Origin of the sequence: Pseudomonas sp. 14P_8.1_Bac3, from assembly GCF_025466085.1 — a bacterium.
Classification (GTDB): Bacteria; Pseudomonadota; Gammaproteobacteria; order Pseudomonadales; family Pseudomonadaceae; genus Aquipseudomonas.
This window is the reverse complement of the sequence record NZ_JANLOD010000049.1, coordinates 71,230-86,165: the sequence shown is the minus strand read 5'-3', so window position 1 is coordinate 86,165 and position 14,936 is coordinate 71,230. Positions and strand designations below refer to the sequence as shown.

At 62.1% G+C, this 14,936-nt stretch carries 13 protein-coding genes; 5 read left to right on the top strand and 8 right to left on the bottom strand.

From position 1 onward, the window contains the following. Positions 1-68: 68 nt before the first annotated feature. Complete coding sequence (locus tag NTD84_RS14650; protein WP_262166716.1) at positions 69-1,169, bottom strand: ABC transporter ATP-binding protein; 1,101 nt, start codon at positions 1,167-1,169, stop codon at positions 69-71. A gap of 130 nt (positions 1,170-1,299) precedes the next feature. Between NTD84_RS14650 and NTD84_RS14645 the strand changes: the two genes are divergently transcribed. Then, complete coding sequence (locus NTD84_RS14645; RefSeq protein ID WP_262166713.1) at positions 1,300-2,193, top strand: LysR family transcriptional regulator; 894 nt, start codon at positions 1,300-1,302, stop codon at positions 2,191-2,193. Between the two features lie 4 nt (positions 2,194-2,197). On the opposite strand, the gene NTD84_RS14640 is transcribed toward NTD84_RS14645, so the two are convergent. Beyond that, positions 2,198-2,557 carry a cupin domain-containing protein gene (locus tag NTD84_RS14640; protein WP_262166711.1) on the bottom strand — a complete coding sequence of 120 codons (360 nt, stop codon included), beginning with the start codon at positions 2,555-2,557 and terminating at the stop codon, positions 2,198-2,200. An 18-nt stretch (positions 2,558-2,575) separates the two neighbouring features. After that, positions 2,576-3,973: an NAD(P)/FAD-dependent oxidoreductase gene (locus NTD84_RS14635; protein ID WP_262166708.1), complete on the bottom strand. Its 1,398-nt coding sequence runs from the start codon at positions 3,971-3,973 to the stop codon at positions 2,576-2,578. Between NTD84_RS14635 and NTD84_RS14630 the strand changes: the two genes are divergently transcribed. Further along, the gene (locus NTD84_RS14630; protein WP_262166705.1) at positions 3,972-4,937 is read left to right on the top strand and encodes a nuclear transport factor 2 family protein; all 966 of its coding nucleotides are present in this window, start codon (positions 3,972-3,974) and stop codon (positions 4,935-4,937) included. The two genes, NTD84_RS14635 and NTD84_RS14630, sit on opposite strands and share 2 nt — an antisense overlap. 237 nt (positions 4,938-5,174) lie before the next feature. On the opposite strand, the gene NTD84_RS14625 is transcribed toward NTD84_RS14630, so the two are convergent. The 4 genes from NTD84_RS14625 to NTD84_RS14610 all read right to left on the bottom strand — a co-directional run bounded on the left by NTD84_RS14625 (position 5,175) and on the right by NTD84_RS14610 (position 9,158). Continuing rightward, on the bottom strand, positions 5,175-6,074 hold the full coding sequence (locus NTD84_RS14625; RefSeq protein WP_262166702.1) for a LysR family transcriptional regulator: 900 nt from the start codon (positions 6,072-6,074) through the stop codon (positions 5,175-5,177). A 98-nt stretch (positions 6,075-6,172) separates the two neighbouring features. Beyond that, positions 6,173-7,315 carry an FAD binding domain-containing protein gene (locus NTD84_RS14620; RefSeq protein ID WP_262166699.1) on the bottom strand — a complete coding sequence of 381 codons (1,143 nt, stop codon included), beginning with the start codon at positions 7,313-7,315 and terminating at the stop codon, positions 6,173-6,175. A gap of 54 nt (positions 7,316-7,369) precedes the next feature. Continuing rightward, on the bottom strand, positions 7,370-8,482 hold the full coding sequence (locus tag NTD84_RS14615; protein WP_262166697.1) for an alkene reductase: 1,113 nt from the start codon (positions 8,480-8,482) through the stop codon (positions 7,370-7,372). Between the two features lie 31 nt (positions 8,483-8,513). Beyond that, on the bottom strand, positions 8,514-9,158 hold the full coding sequence (locus NTD84_RS14610) for a DsbA family oxidoreductase (RefSeq protein ID WP_262166695.1): 645 nt from the start codon (positions 9,156-9,158) through the stop codon (positions 8,514-8,516). Between the two features lie 294 nt (positions 9,159-9,452). Between NTD84_RS14610 and NTD84_RS14605 the strand changes: the two genes are divergently transcribed. The 3 genes from NTD84_RS14605 to NTD84_RS14595 are packed head-to-tail and all read left to right on the top strand — an operon-like array spanning position 9,453 to position 13,440. Continuing rightward, the gene (locus tag NTD84_RS14605) at positions 9,453-10,727 is read left to right on the top strand and encodes a c-type cytochrome (protein ID WP_262166692.1); all 1,275 of its coding nucleotides are present in this window, start codon (positions 9,453-9,455) and stop codon (positions 10,725-10,727) included. After that, a complete protein-coding gene (locus NTD84_RS14600) occupies positions 10,724-11,188 on the top strand; it encodes a (2Fe-2S)-binding protein (protein WP_262166690.1) in 465 nt (154 codons plus the stop codon). Before NTD84_RS14605 ends, NTD84_RS14600 begins: the two co-directional genes overlap by 4 nt. Then, the gene (locus NTD84_RS14595; RefSeq protein WP_262166688.1) at positions 11,185-13,440 is read left to right on the top strand and encodes a xanthine dehydrogenase family protein molybdopterin-binding subunit; all 2,256 of its coding nucleotides are present in this window, start codon (positions 11,185-11,187) and stop codon (positions 13,438-13,440) included. Before NTD84_RS14600 ends, NTD84_RS14595 begins: the two co-directional genes overlap by 4 nt. Before the next feature lie 157 nt (positions 13,441-13,597). Here the strand turns inward: NTD84_RS14595 and NTD84_RS14590 are convergent, their stop codons facing one another. Further along, on the bottom strand, positions 13,598-14,935 hold the full coding sequence (locus NTD84_RS14590; RefSeq protein WP_262166685.1) for an OprD family porin: 1,338 nt from the start codon (positions 14,933-14,935) through the stop codon (positions 13,598-13,600). Between the last annotated feature and the right edge of the window lies 1 nt (position 14,936).

Here is a 14,936-nt window from a genome sequence, read left to right as displayed (position 1 = left end):
CCCCATGCAATAGGTTGTGGGCAGGTGATCGAACCAGTTTTTATTAGGTGTGTTGCTTCATTGTTGTTTTAAGCGGAAATCAGGTGACCATGCTGCCGCGACCACGAGCACCAATAGGGCTGGCCGCGTTCCAGGCTGCTTAACATCGGGTGGCTGACCGGGATGCGCAGCGCCATCGGTTGCGCGTCCGCAAGCCGCATATCGAGGCTGACATGAGTGCCCAGGTAGGTCAGTTTTTCCATGTGCGCCACCACGCCATTGCCGCCGCCGGCCTGGGCGAACGGCTGCAGGTCGATGTGCTCGGGACGGATCGCCAGCCAGCTCTGGCCGACATGGCTCGGCACCACGTGGTCGGCGCTCTGCGTGACCGCGAGCGGATGACCGTGGTAATCGCACACCAGCGTGTCGTCCTGGCGAAAAATGCCTTGCACGCCGAGGAGGTTCATATCGCCGAGGAAATTCGCCACGAAGCGGCTCGCCGGACGTTCGTAGACTTGCTGCGGCGTTCCCAGCTGCTCCAGCCGGCCATGATTGAACACCGCGACCCGGTCCGAGAGCGCCAACGCTTCTTCCTGGTCGTGGGTGACGAACACGAAGGTGGTGCCGAACTCTTTGTGCATACGTGCCAGCTCGACTTGCATCTCCTGGCGCAGGCGGCGATCAAGGGCAGACAACGGCTCGTCGAGCAGCAGCAACGACGGTTCGAACACCAGCGCCCGGGCCAGCGCGACCCGCTGCTGCTGACCACCGGAAAGCTGCTTGATGCCGCGATTACCCTTACCCTCCAGGCCGACCCTTTCGAGCATCTGCCCGACCTTCTCAGTGATCTGCGCGGCGGGCACTTTACGCACCTTGAGCGGGTACGCGATGTTCTGTGCCACGGTCATGTGCGGGAACAACGCGTAGCCCTGGAACACCACGCCAAAATCGCGCTGATCGGCCGGCAGATGCGTGATGTCCTCGCCGTTGCGTTCGATGCGGCCTTCAGTCGGTTGCTCGAAACCCGCCAGCATCATCAGCGTCGTACTTTTTCCGGAGCCGGACGGCCCAAGCAGGGTCAGGAATTCGCCGCGCTTGATGTGCAGGGTCAGGTCGCTCAGCGCGCGGGTTTCACCGTAGGACTTACCCAGCCGTACCAGGTCGACAAAATGCTCATGCTGAACCGACATTCGATATTCCTCGCTGCAAACGGGTTAAGTCGCTCACTCATGCAGCCATCTTCAAGTCAAATCAGATTGACATCAAATGATTTGTTTTCTAGCTTTCATGTGAATTTAACTAACCGAAAAGCACATCGCCATGGCCCTTAAAGCGACCCGTCGACTACCCTCCCTGATCGCTTTGCGCGCGTTCGATGCGCTCGTCCGCCAAGGCAGCACGGGCGCCGCCGCCCTGGAACTGCATGTTACCCACAGCGCCATCAGCCATCAGATCAAGAAGCTCGAAGAGGAACTGGAAGTCGCGCTGGTGGAGCGCCCCGGCAAAGGCGTGCACCTGACCTCGGCCGGCCGCAAACTGAGTCAGCTGGTCAATGGCGCGTTTGAGCAGCTGCGGGACATTCAAACCGCCCTGCCCACCTCGACGCCCTCCGGCAGTTTGCGCATCGCCTGCGCTCCGGCGCTGCTGGCGCGCATCTCGAAGATTCTCGATCGTTTTCTTCGGGACTACCCGGACGTGTCGCTGTACCTGTGGCCGATCGGCCAGGCCAATCAAAGCACCGACATGGTGATTTCGTTCGGCGACAGTGAAGTCGAAGGCCAGCGCATCGCGGCGCTGGGCGACATCATGTATTTCCCGGTGGGCAGCCCGCGCCTGCTGAACGGCAGCGAGCCGTTGCGCAAGCCACGGGATCTGGAGCGACAGGTGCTGTTGCACGAGGACGAAGGTTACGACTGGAGCCGCTACTTCCTGGCGGCGGGCATTCCCAGCCTTCAGGGCCGGCAAAACATCTACCTGCCGAACGCCGCGCTGACCATCGATGCGGCGATTGCCGGCACCGGCATCACCATCAGCGACCACATTCTGGCGGGCGAACAATTGGCGCAGGGGACGTTGATCCGCCTGTTCGATATCGAGTTTCCAGCCCCGCATCCGTACTTCATCATCATGCCGCCACGGGGTGCGAATGACCTGGCGAAAGCCTTTGCGGACTGGCTGATGCGGGAACTGGAAATGATTGCGCGGGTGGACTGAGACCTCAGCCCTTGAGGATCATGAACACCTTGCGCACCGGCGTCAGGTTCTCCCAGGTGCCCTTGAACCCGGCGGCGACCACGAACGTAGCGCCGGCCTTGAACTCCTGGCTGACGCCATGGCGGTCGGTCAGGCGGACGTGTCCTTCGAGCAGGTGACAGAGCTCGTCGTAGTCACACTCGCAGCGCTCAAGGTGCTCGGGCGCCTCCCAGATTCCGCCGGTGGCTTTCTTCTGCGGCTCGACGAAATGCCGCCAGCTGCGGCTACGATACGGGGTGTCGACCAGCGCCGGGTCGCTGGTTTCCAGCTCGACGACCGGCAGGTCAGCGTTGGCGAAGTCGATGATGTGTTCGGGTTTACTCATGGTCGTGCTCACTCCAGTTCAAGAATCAAAACCGATGCCCAGCGCATCGAAGCCTTTGAGCAACCAGTCGCGGTGCCCGGTCAGGTCTTCGCGGGCCAGTGAACGCTGGGCCAGCGACACGCCCACGTAACGCAACGGCTCGGGTGGAAACGGAAACGGCGCGGTCGAGATCATCGCCAGTCGGGTGCGTTCGGTCGATTTCCCTTCGAGCAGATCGAGCAGGGTCAACGCCGCGAAACGACTGGCGGACACGCCCTGCCCGGTGAAGCCCTGGGCATAGGCCACACGACCACCCGACGAGGTGCCGCAGAACATCGTGGTGCGCGCCGAGGTGTCGATGATGCCGCCCCAGGCATGGCTGAACGTGACGTCCGCCAGGGCCGGGAACGCCGCTTGAAATTGCCGGGCCAGGGTCGCGAAACTCTCGGGACGCTGGGTCAATGCCTCGTCGCGGCGACTGCCGAAGTGATAGATGGCGTCGTAGCCGCCCCAGAGAATGCGGTTATCCTCGGTCTTGCGCAGGTAATGAAACTGGTTGCCGCTGTCGGCGATCCCGTAGCGTCCGACCCAACCGATGTCGCGTAGCTGCTCGTCGTTGAGCGGCTGGGTCGCCAGGGCGTAGTCATAAATCGGAATGACCTTGGACTTCAGCGAACCCAGCAACGGCGGCGCGATGTTGGTGCCGAGGGCGACTTTCGCGGCTTTGACGGTGCCCAGGCCGGTGTCCAGCACCTGATGCATGCCGTCCTGACGCAAGGCGCTGACCGGGGAGCGCTCGAACAACTGCACACCTTGTGCGAGGCATACCCGCCGCAATTCAGCGACCATTTTGACGGGGTTCAACAAGGCGTAATTCGGCTCGAAGAGGCCGGCGACATAGGCTGGCGAATCGAGGCGCGACTTGAGCGACTCGCCTGGTAAAAATTCGCAGTCGATACCGAAGCGCTCGTAGTTGCGCTGCATCGACTTCAGCCCGTCAACCTGCCAGGGCTGACTGGCAACGTTGAGTTTTCCAGAGCGCTCGAACGCTGCGTCCATGCCGTAGCGCTGCAGATCCTCTTCGAAGGCCACCAGGTTTTCCCTGCCCAGCCGCACCAACTGCTCCGCTTCCTTGGGCCAGCGTTTCAACGCGTTGGACACACCGTGGGAAATACTCGGCGCGCAAAACCCGCCATTGCGCCCGCTGGCTTCACCGCCGCACTGCCCCGCTTCAAGCACCACAATAGTTGCGTCAGGCCAGCGCTGCCGTGCCATCAGCGCCGTCCACAATCCGACAAATCCGCCGCCGACGATCGCGATGTCACATAACACGTCGCCGGTGAGCCGCGGCGCGGCGGGTGCGGAAATTCGACTGTCCTGCCAGACAGGATAAGGCCGAGCGCCTGCCAGGGACCGGTTCGCGAGGTGATCTGTCATGCGCTCATGCTCCGAAAAAATTCATGGGCCGACGCTAAAGCAATCATCGGAGCTTTCACAGGCGCAAACCTCGCAGCGGACACGGGCGGAAAAGCACGGCTTCTGGAATACTCATGACTTCGCCCTGATCTGCGCCCTGGAGCCCGTCGTGGAAGTACCGGATTTACCCACCACCCCCACCTTCCTGGCTGACCCGGCGAGCGCGCAGACCCACGACGTTGCGGTGCGCTATCACCAGGCCTGGCAACGCCGCGACCTCGACGGCGTGATGGCGCTGTATCACCCGGCCGTCGAGTACAACGATTTTTTCCAGAACCGCACCATCGCCTACGCGCAACTGCGCGACTATCTCGGGGCGAGCATGCCGCTGGGTTCGCAGGAGCTGCAGACTTACACTGACCGGCTGCGCATCGATGGTGATACTGCGTTTTTGCAGTACCGCGTGACGCTCAATGGCAGCGCTGGCCTGGTTTCATTCCGCACAGTCGAAGCGCTGTCGGTGAAGGACGGGTTGATCGTCAAGGTCAACGAACATGCGGTGCTGGTCAGCCAGGTTGCTGCGGTGCCCCGCCCTGCCTACAGCGCCGACGCCGTTAGCCGGTTAGGCTTGTCAGCGCGCCAGGTCGGGGCGTTGGCCAATGATTTGCAGCAGTACTTCGAGCAGTCCAAGCCTTATCTGGACCCTACGTTGGACTTGTCCCATGTGGCGCTGGCAACCGGGTATACGCGTAACCAGATCTCGTTTTTTCTGAACCAGGTCCGGGGGCAGACGTTTTACGGGTTTCTCAATCAGTTGCGACTGGATGAGGCGCTACAGCGGCTGAACGAGTTGGGCGTTGCATCGCGGATCGATGAGATTGCGAGTGCGGCGGGGTTCAATTCGTTGTCGACGTTTTATCGGTGCTTCAAGGAAAGGACGGGGTGCTCGCCGAAGATTTATTTGCAAGGGCCAGCGAAGGCGTGATCCGAACGCCCGAAAAATACAGCAAAACATGTAGGAGCCAGCATGCTGGCGATGGACTCGAATGCGCCGCGTTCGTTCAGGTAGCCCGCGTTATCGTTAACGACCATCGCGAGCAAGCTCGCTCCTACAGGGTTTTGTGTGGTGTGGGGGAAACGGCGGGGCCGGAGCGCCGCTTTGACCTTGGTACGCCGGTTGGTGCCCCCAACGGCGCAGTATCGAATTGCGTGCATGGGTGGCTCAGGACCCGAGTATTTCCTTGAGAAACGCGATGAACACGTTGATGCGACTGGAACCGCGATGGTTGGGCAGGTACAGCGCGTTGATGCAGGTGCTGGCACTGCCCGGGTTGGCCTCATACTGCTCGAGCACGCGGGTCAGCCGACCTTCGCTGACGTCATCACGCACCAGCCAGTCGGCCAGCAGGGTCACCCCGCCGCCGGCCAGCGCCGCTTCACGCAGAATGTCGGCGTTGTTGCTTTGCAGCCGTCCCTGCACGTTCAGGCTGAGCACTTCCTCCTCGCCCTGAAACGTCCAGTTGTGGTGGGCCGTGCGGTAATCGAAACGCAGGCACTGATGCGCCAGCAAATCCCGCGGGTGCCGCGGCAGCCCGGCGCGCATCAGGTAGTCGGGACTGGCCACCACCCAACGCTGGAAATCCCCCACCGGCTTGCTGACGATGTCGTCATTGACGACCGAGGAACCGAGGCGCACCGACACATCGATTTGCTGGCTGAGCAGGTCAGTGACTTCGTCACTCAGCGAGAGGCTGATCTCCAGGCCGGGATAGCGCTCAAGCAAGCGATTCAGATGGGGAGCGATGATACGCCGGCCGAATTCCACCGGGACACTGACCCGCAGGCGCCCCTGGGCTTCGCTGCCACGGTCGGCAATCACGGCATCGGCTTCGTCGAGGGCCTCGAGGATCGCCACGGCTTTTTCGAAATAGCCCTGCCCCGCCACCGTGACGCTGGTATTGCGCGTGGTGCGGTTGAGCAGGCTGGCGCCCAATTCACTTTCCAGCCCCGCGACCTGCCGCGTCACTGACGACGTGGAGATGCCGAGTTTGCGTGCCGCTGACGAATACCCCCCGCAGCGGACCGTTTCGACGAACATTTTCAGCGCCAGCAACTTATCCATGAGTAAAGTCCGCGATCCAAACGTAAAAGTAATGACTGTGCACGATCAGGCCCGGGCCGTCTTGCACCGTTGTGCTCAATCGATGGCGCGCGCGTGAATCAGGACGGGACGATGCCCATGATGCGGTTGCCCATGCTCACGCCCCAGTCGCCCATGCGCGAGCCTTCGGCCAGTTGCTGTTGCTGCCAGACCAGGAGCGCCTTATCGAGATCGCCAATGTCGTCGATCGCTTGTGCCAGCGACAGCGCATTGCGCGCAGCCTTGGCGGTGCTTCCGGCCGTGTGCGGGCGTGGCACGAACGCGGCATCGCCGGTCAACAGCCCCCGTCCAAACACCATTCGCGGGACTTTGAGATCCAGAATCGCCTGGACAAAAATATCCTGGGTCTGCCGAATCAGCTCACGAAAAGCCGGGTTGGCCTGCTGCTCTCCCCGCTGCCGTATGTAAGCGTCCTGCCCGATTGCCAAGGCCCCCGGCGGAATGGAGTGGCTGCGTCGATGCCCGGTGTTATCGGTGAGCACGGCATCCAGCTCCGGCCCTGGCGCCGCTTTCAGATACCACAGCCAGTTGAACCGTCGTCTGCCCGGATCAACGGAGCCATCCAGGCCCGGCACCATGTATTCCAGCATCAGCGATTCAGGGTCTTGCTGAAACACAAAGTCCTCGTAAAGCTGCGACTTGGCGAAGTCAGGCAGCTCGCGCTCATCAACCAGACCACGCCAGACCACGTACCCGGAATACGTGAAGTCCGTCCCTGGCAACACCAGGTTGCGCACGGTTGAACCGGCACCGTCAGCGCCGATCAACAGGTCGGCATCGGCGCTGCTGCCGTCTTCAAACATCGCCGTCACCCGGTGCTCGTTCTGCACCAGATCCACCAGCGTCTTGCCACGGTGATAATGCTCGGCCGGGAATGCGCCGGACAGGGCGTTGTAAAGCGTGTTCCAGGACGTCTGGGTTTGTGGCATTGGCTCTTTGTGCACGATGGCGCCGTCCCGATCCAGATACAAGCGATCGTGGGAGCGGACACCCAGCGCATGGGCCGGCTTGATACCGGCGTAGCCGAAATGCCGCACGACGTCCGCCTGAAGAACAATGCCACCGCCACGGCTATCCATCGCGACGGGAGATCGCTCGAACACATCGACGTGCCAACCAATTGCACGCAGTGCGGTGGCGGCGAACAGCCCCCCCAGGGAGCCACCGATGACCAAGGCCTTCGGCATGTCTGGACTCTTCATAACCTTTCTCCTCGTAGTGTGGTGATACCCATGGCAGCCGGACTCGACGCCGGGTCAGGCCAGCGCCGGGTAGTCGATGTAGCCCTTGGCATCACCGCCGAAAAAGCGGCTGCCGTCCGCCAGGTTGAGTCCGGCACGGTCCCGCAGACGAGCGGGCAAATCGGGGTTGGCAATGAACGGGCGCCCAAACGCGATGAGGTCGGCGCGTCCCTGGGCGATAGCCTGTTCGGCGGTTTCGCCGGTGTAACCACCCGCCAGCATCAGGACGCCGCGGAAGTCCGTGCGCAGCTGCTTGATGATCGCGTCCCAGCGTGGATCGTTGCTTTCGTCCAGCACGGTGCCGACCATCATCGGTTCGACCAGGTGCAGGTACGCGAGCTTCCACTGATTGAGGCGGGATGCAATGTAGCCAAAGGTTTGTTCCGGCGTGTCGTCGTCCATGCCCATGAAACGGCCCATCGGTGTCAGGCGCACGGCAACGCGTTCGGCACCGACCTCCGCGGTCACGGCTTCCACCACTTCGAGAAGCAGCCGGGCACGGTTCTCGATACTGCCCCCGTAGCGATCACTGCGCTGATTGCTCGCGCTGTTGATGAACTGGTCGAGCAGGTAGCCGTTGCCCGCGTGGATTTCCACGCCGTCCATTCCGGCCAGCAGCGCATTGCGAGCGGCCTTGCGGTAGTCGTCGACGATCGCTTCAATCCCAGGAATGTCCAGCGCCTGAGGAACAGGCACATCGCCCCAGACACCCTCGCCCTGCTCATTCAAAATGAAGGTCTTGCCGGGGACCGGCTGCGCCGTCGGTGCCACCGGCAGGCCACCGTCGGGTTGAAAGACCGGGTGCGACACCCTGCCCACATGCCACAGTTGCAGGAAGATGTGCCCGCCTTCTGCGTGCACGGCCGCGCTGACCGCTTTCCAGCCCTCGACTTGCTCGTCGCTGTGGATGCCGGGCGTCCAGGCGTAGCCCTGGCCCTGCTGCGAAATCTGTGTGGCTTCGCTGATGATCAACGCCGCACTGGCGCGCTGACGGTAGTACTCGACGTTCATCGGGGTCGGCACGTTGCCAGGTTGGCCCGCCCGCGAGCGAGTCAGAGGCGCCATGGCGACGCGGTGCTTGAGGGTAAGCGGACCGATGTTGATCGGGCTGAACAATTGACGGGGCATGATGTTTTCCTTCGTAGGGGGAAATTTCGGTTTAAGCGGCCTGGTCGCGGCGCAGGATCTGAATCATCACTTCGGTGGGCTGGGCACCACTGATCACGGCTTCGCCGACCTGAATGCTGGGCACCGAGCGCACACCGGCGGCCCTGGTTGCGGCTTCAAGTTGCAAGACCTCGGCAGTGCCTTCATCGGAGTTGAGGAAGGCGACGATGACGCCGCGGTCCAGCCCCGATTCAGCCGCGATGTCGGCCAGGACATCGAGGTCACCGATATCCCGCCCTTCGCCGAAGTACGCCTTGAAAACGGCCTTGACCAGTACCGAGGCGTCTCTGCCCGCCTGCTGTTCGCGCCATACCAGGCGATGTCCCGCGAGGGTGTTGGGGGTCTTGAGGACTCGCTCGTAATCGAACGTCAAGCCGACCGCCCTGGCCGCGTGGGTGACCTGTGCGTCCATGGCCTGGCTACGCGCCCAGCTGCCGAACTTGCCGGTGCGATAGGCTTTGCGGTCCATGCCTTGAACCGGCATGTCCGGGTTCAATTGATAAGGCAAAAATGTAATACGGCTGTCCGTTGAAAAACCTGAAGCGGCCAGCGCACGCTCGAGATTTTCCTCGCCGATCCAGCACCAGGGGCAAATGAAGTCGTAGGTCACGTAAAGGGTGGTCGATTGCAAACTCATGGCAGTCTCCGTGGTGGATTGTTTTCACACCGCTACGGTAGGTGCCCGGACGCGGTCGGAGAATCCATCGGTTGCACAACGCAGCTTTTCGCAAAAAGCAAAGGTGGGCGCCTGACCCGGTTCGCGGGTTATCAGGGCAGCGCCGTTGCGCTTGGCGCAATGAAGCGTTGCGCCTCGATGGGATACACCGCCGCAACTACCCTCTTTAAGCTCATGCCACAGAAAGTCGCCGTACGCCAATCGCACGCGGCGGATTGAACGATCTGTCGTTTATTCAGCTCGAGAGGTAAGGCGATGAAGCGCAAGACGATCATCGGTGCCGTTCTGGCGCTCGGCGTCGTGGGGATGGGATTCGCGTTCTGGATGATGTGGCGGCCGGCAATCCCCCCTGTCAGCGAGCCTCGACAGGCAGGCCGCGAAGCCCAGGAAAGGGGCCGGCGGATTGCCGAAGCCGGCGACTGTGCGGTCTGCCACACACGGCCGGGCGGGGCCTACATGGCCGGCGGCCTGCCGCTGAAAACGCCCTTCGGCACACTCTTCACCACCAACATCACCCCGGATCGGGAAACCGGTATCGGCCGCTGGTCGCCGGAGGCCTTTCAACGGGCCATGCGTGAAGGCGTCGCGCGCGACGGCCACTTTCTCTACCCGGCGTTCCCTTACGTGCATTACCGGAAGATGACCGACGCAGACATCGCCGATACCTATGCCTTCCTGATGAGCGTGGACCCGGTCAACTACACCGCGCCGGAAAACCACATGATCTTCCCGATGAACTTCCGCCCGCTGGTGTCTTTCTGGAACCTGCTGTTCCTGCATGGCGACCCTCTTGAAGCATTGCCCAACCATTCGGCGCAATGGAACCGCGGACGCTATCTGGTCGAAGGCCCCGGACACTGTTCGTCCTGCCATTCGCCCCTGAACCTGATTGGCGGGGAGAAAAGCGGCGAACTGTTCAACGGCGCTGTCGTCGACGGCTGGACGGCCCCGGGACTGCGCGGAATGGCGACGGCCGAACATCCCTGGAACGAAACCCAGCTGGTCGCCTACCTGACAGGCGAGGTCGCCGAAGGACACGGTGCCGCCGCCGGGCCGATGTTGCCGGTCAGCCTGAGCATTGCGCAGTTGCCGAAGGAAGATGCCCAGGCCATCGCGCACTACATTCTCGACTTGAAGAAAACCTCCTCGGGTGAGGCGTTGCCGCCCTGCACCGCTGCGGCCCGGCCCAGTGCCCAGGCGCTTCTCGGCGCCTCGCTGTTCGACGGCGCCTGTGCGAGTTGCCACGGCCCCGCCGCACCGATGCGCGTCCTTGAGTCGAGACCGGCCCTGGCGCAAACCTCCGCCGTGATGGCCGACTCGCCGCGCAATCTGATCCAGACCCTCCTGCAGGGCATCCCGATGTCCAGCGCCGCGCCGAGCCATTACATGCCGGCCTTCGCCCATAGCCTGGATGACACGCACCTGGCGGCCATTGCCGTGTATTTGCGCGACCAGAGCTGTGCGACCAGGCCCTGGACGGACCTGGACCCAACCATCAAGAGCATTCGGGCCGAGGAGCAGCAACCGTGATTACACTCGAGATCAACGGCAAGACGCATGAACTGGACATCCCGGCGGACATGCCACTGCTCTATGCCTTGCGCAATCAGGTCGGGCTCAATGGCGCCAAGTACGGTTGCGGGTTGGGACAGTGCGGCGCCTGCACGGTGTTGGTGAACGACAAGCCGGTGTTCTCCTGCCTCACGCCGTGCGGCGCGCTGGCGGGCAAATCAGTGCGCACCGTGGAAAGCCTGGGCAGCGCCGAGCAACCGGGACCGCTGCAGAAGGCCTTCATCGAGGAACAGGCGGCCCAGTGCGGTTATTGCATCGCGGGGATGATCGTACGGGCCCAGGCGCTGCTGGAAGCCAACCCGCATCCGGATGACGAAACGATCCTTCGCCACATGGCACCCAACCTCTGCCGCTGCGGCACCCATGTGCGCATCCTCGCCGCGATCAAGTCGGTTATCGCCCAAGGGGGCACGGTATGAAAAGCTCAACGCAGCAGGTCGACCTGAGCCGCCGCGCCTTCGTGATCAATGGCGCGTTGGTGATGGGCTTCGCGATGCTCCCTGGCATTCCGCGCGCCTTCGCCGATACCGAGGTCGACACCTTGGGCACAGCGATCCTGGCGCCTGATCTACCGGGCAGCCTGCGGGCCACGCCGTATCTGGATGCCTGGATCCGCATCGACGGGAAAGAGGGCATCACCGTCTACACCGGTAAGGTGGAGCTGGGCACCGGGGTCAAGACCGCGCTCCTGCAGATCGCCGCCGAACGCCTGGAAGTGGCGCCCGGGCTCATCCGCTTTCTCACCGCCGACACCGCACTGACGCCCAACGAAGGCTATACCGCCGGCAGCCACTCGATCGTCGACAGCGGCACCGCGCTGTTCAATGCCGCGGCCCAGGTGCGTCAGTTGCTGCTGGAGTCCGCGGCCCGGCAATGGCAGCGCAGCGTTGACAGCCTGAGCACACGGGACGCCGTCATCTACGACGCGCAAGGCCGCAGCATGACTTACGCACAAGCGGTGGTCGGGGTGCAGTTGCATCGCTTCGCGTCGGCCAGCTCGCCGTTCAAGCCTGCCGACAGCTTCACCCTGATCGGCACCTCCCTGCCTCGACTGGACATTCCAGCCAAGGTCAGCGGTGGTGCGGCCTACGTGCAGGACATGCGCCTGCCCGACATGTTGCACGCGCGGGTAATACGTCCGCCTCGGCGCGGCAGCCGGCTGCTGGACATTGACGAGGCCGCCGTCAAGCAACTGCCCGGCGTGGTGAAACTGATCCGCAACGGCGATTACCTCGCCGTGGTCGCCACCGATGAATGGCTGGCGGTCAAGGCGATGCGCGAAGGCTATGCCAGTGCCCGCTGGACGGAAGGCAATCCGCTGCCCGACTCGGCGCACATCCATCAACTGCTCACCGAGTTGCCGGCGCGGCGTTACCCGGTAAGCGCCAAGGGTGCGCTCACGCAATCGGCGCCGCGAGCCTACAAGGCACGGGTGACCAAGCAGTACCTGATGCACGGTTCCATCGGGCCGTCCTGCGCGGTGGCCTGGTTCCAGGACGGGACGCTGACCGTCTGGACCCATTCTCAAGGGGTCTATCCGTTGCGCGCGGGCATCGCCGAGATGGTCGGTTTGCCGGTGGCTCAGGTGCGTTGTATTCACACTGAAGGTTCCGGTTGTTATGGCCACAACGGCGCGGACGATGCCGCAGCCGATGCCGCGTTGATCGCCATGGCGCTGCCCGGCAAGCCGATACGGGTGCAATGGATGCGCGAGCAGGAAAATCTCTGGGAGCCCTACAGCTCGGCCATGCTCGCCGAGGTGGAAGCGGGGCTCGACGACAGCGGGCACCTGCGTGACTGGAAATACCAACTTTGGAGCACGCCGCACAACGAACGCATCGTCAATGCCGGGCGCCTGCTGCCGGCGTGGCTGCTGGCGAATCCCTTTACTCCGGCACCGTCGGTTCCCATCGCCCAACCCGAAGGAGACGGCGACCGTAACGCCGTTCCGCTGTATGAAATACCCAATCTGCAGGTCGACCTGAACTTCGTTCTGAGCATGCCATTCAGGACCTCGGCCATGCGCTCGCTTGGCGCCCATATCAACGTGTTCGCCATCGAAAGCACGGTGGATGAACTGGCGGCACAGGCCGCTGTGGACCCGGTGCAATTTCGCCTGAATCACTTGAGCGACCCGCGGGCACGGGCCGTGGTGGAGCGTGTGGCCAGTGCCTTCAACTGGCCACACAAGGCAAACGGCCCCGGCAGCGGCGTCGGCTTCGCCTTCGCGCGCTATAAAAACATCATGGGTTACTGCGCGATTGCCGTGCAGCTGCATGTGCAACGCCAGACCGGACAGGTGACGATCGATCGGGTGGTGGCCGCCGTCGATGTGGGGCAGATCGTCAGCCCGGATGGCCTGCTCAATCAAATTCAGGGAGGCATCGTGCAGTCCGCCAGCTGGACGCTCTATGAACGCATCCTCTATGACGCCAGTGGCGTGCACAGCTTCGACTGGAGTGGCTATCCGATCCTGCGGTTTGCCGAAATGCCGAAACAGGTCGAGGTGCTGATGCTTGATCAGCCGGGCCAGCCATTCCTCGGTGCCGCGGAAATCGTCCAGGGGCCAATGGCGGCGGCGTTGGGCAATGCCATCAGCGATGCCACCGGCAAGCGCTTGCTGGATCTGCCGCTGGCGCGGCGTGGCTGGCAGGAGGCATTGGGATCGTGAGGCGGGAGAAAAAAGGGCGGTGAAGGATCGCTTGCACCGCCCTACCCCAATCAAGGGCAATGTTTCTCTGCAATAAACCATGCCGTTGGAAGAGAACGGCAGGTACACGCAACACTCGTAAAAGTGCTGCCTGTCCAGTACAGCGGGCACAGACCGCCTAGAACAATGCCAGCTGGTAATTGATGATCACGCGGTTCTCGTCTTGCTGACGGGCGTTCGGGATGTTGTTTCGCACCATGGCATTTTTCCACATGACGCCAACGCCTTTTAACGGGCCCGATTGCACGACGTAGGCCAGGGTTATATCGCGCTCCCACTCGCTGGAATCGCTGGAGGCGATGGTATTGATGTCGTCGCCTTTGACGTACACGACACCCGCCGTCGCCCCTGGCAGGCCCACTTTCGCGAAGTCGAAAGCGTAGCGCGCCTGCCATGACTTCTCGCCCGCACGCACGAACTTCTGAACCTGCATTTCCGTGATGGTGTAAGTGGTCGGACCGTCGCCCTGGTTCAAGTACGGGAAGTCACTGTTGCCGTTGCTGACTTCATAACCCGCGCCGAAGGTGTGACCGGCCACAGCGTAAGTAAACAATCCACTGAACAGGTTATTGTCGACCTTGCCTTTTAGCGTATTGCCACCGTAGTAGCCGCTGGTGAAGTAAGCGGGATCATGGCCGTTTGCACCATCGTCCCGGCTGTTGAAATAGCGAACATCGCTGGTCAGCACGCCGGGGCCGATGGCACAGTTATGGATCAGACCGAGAAAGTTCTGCTTATAAAAGTCCTCAAGATTGCCGTAATAGTATTGAAGGGTTAGGTCCTTGGTCAGTTTGTAATCGCCACCGGCGTAGATGAATTTATTGCTGAAGCGGCCGGTGACCGGGTTGTTGGCGCCGGCGATGGACATATTTTCGTTATTGCTGGAGTTGCGGCCCTTGACCCCTTCAATTTGCCCACCGACCAAGGTCAGGTCTTTGATATCCGCCGAGGTGACTTGAGTGCCTTGCCAGGTTTGCGGCAATAAACGCCCATCGTTGCTGAAGATCACCGGCAACTTGGGGACCAATGTGCCCAGCTTCAGTTCGGTCTTCGATACTTTCACTTTCCCGGTCAACCCCAGGCTGGAGAAGTCGTCGACCGCATGATCGCCATCGCTTGGGAACACCACCCCGCCGAAGTTGGTGCCCGTTGGATTGCCATGCTTGCCGGCGCTTGAGTCTAGTCTGACGCCCAGCATGCCTAACGCATCGACCCCGAAACCCACGGGCCCTTCGGTATAACCGGAGATGAACTCAAGTTGAAAGGCTTGGCCCCACTCGGCTTGATAACTTTGATTCGCCGCTTTCTGCGCCGGTGTCGCGGCGTCACGGTAATCGCTATTGATGTAGTAGTTACGCATCTTGAGCGCTGCTTTACTGTCTTCGATGAAACCAGCCGCGTGGGCTTGTTGCGCCAGCACACATAGGGCTGCCGCAACCGTCAAAGTACGTTTCATT

Bases quoted from the DNA above. Each gene is read 5' to 3' on its own strand.
- NTD84_RS14650 (WP_262166716.1), bottom strand. From the start codon at position 1,169: ATGTCGGTTCAGCATGAGCATTTTGTCGACCTGGTACGGCTGGGTAAG.
- NTD84_RS14645 (WP_262166713.1), top strand. From the start codon at position 1,300: ATGGCCCTTAAAGCGACCCGTCGACTACCCTCCCTGATCGCTTTGCGC.
- NTD84_RS14640 (WP_262166711.1), bottom strand. From the start codon at position 2,557: ATGAGTAAACCCGAACACATCATCGACTTCGCCAACGCTGACCTGCCG.
- NTD84_RS14630 (WP_262166705.1), top strand. From the start codon at position 3,972: ATGCGCTCATGCTCCGAAAAAATTCATGGGCCGACGCTAAAGCAATCA.
- NTD84_RS14635 (WP_262166708.1), bottom strand. From the start codon at position 3,973: ATGACAGATCACCTCGCGAACCGGTCCCTGGCAGGCGCTCGGCCTTAT.
- NTD84_RS14625 (WP_262166702.1), bottom strand. From the start codon at position 6,074: ATGGATAAGTTGCTGGCGCTGAAAATGTTCGTCGAAACGGTCCGCTGC.
- NTD84_RS14620 (WP_262166699.1), bottom strand. From the start codon at position 7,315: ATGAAGAGTCCAGACATGCCGAAGGCCTTGGTCATCGGTGGCTCCCTG.
- NTD84_RS14615 (WP_262166697.1), bottom strand. From the start codon at position 8,482: ATGCCCCGTCAATTGTTCAGCCCGATCAACATCGGTCCGCTTACCCTC.
- NTD84_RS14610 (WP_262166695.1), bottom strand. From the start codon at position 9,158: ATGAGTTTGCAATCGACCACCCTTTACGTGACCTACGACTTCATTTGC.
- NTD84_RS14605 (WP_262166692.1), top strand. From the start codon at position 9,453: ATGAAGCGCAAGACGATCATCGGTGCCGTTCTGGCGCTCGGCGTCGTG.
- NTD84_RS14595 (WP_262166688.1), top strand. From the start codon at position 11,185: ATGAAAAGCTCAACGCAGCAGGTCGACCTGAGCCGCCGCGCCTTCGTG.
- NTD84_RS14590 (WP_262166685.1), bottom strand. From the start codon at position 14,935: ATGAAACGTACTTTGACGGTTGCGGCAGCCCTATGTGTGCTGGCGCAA.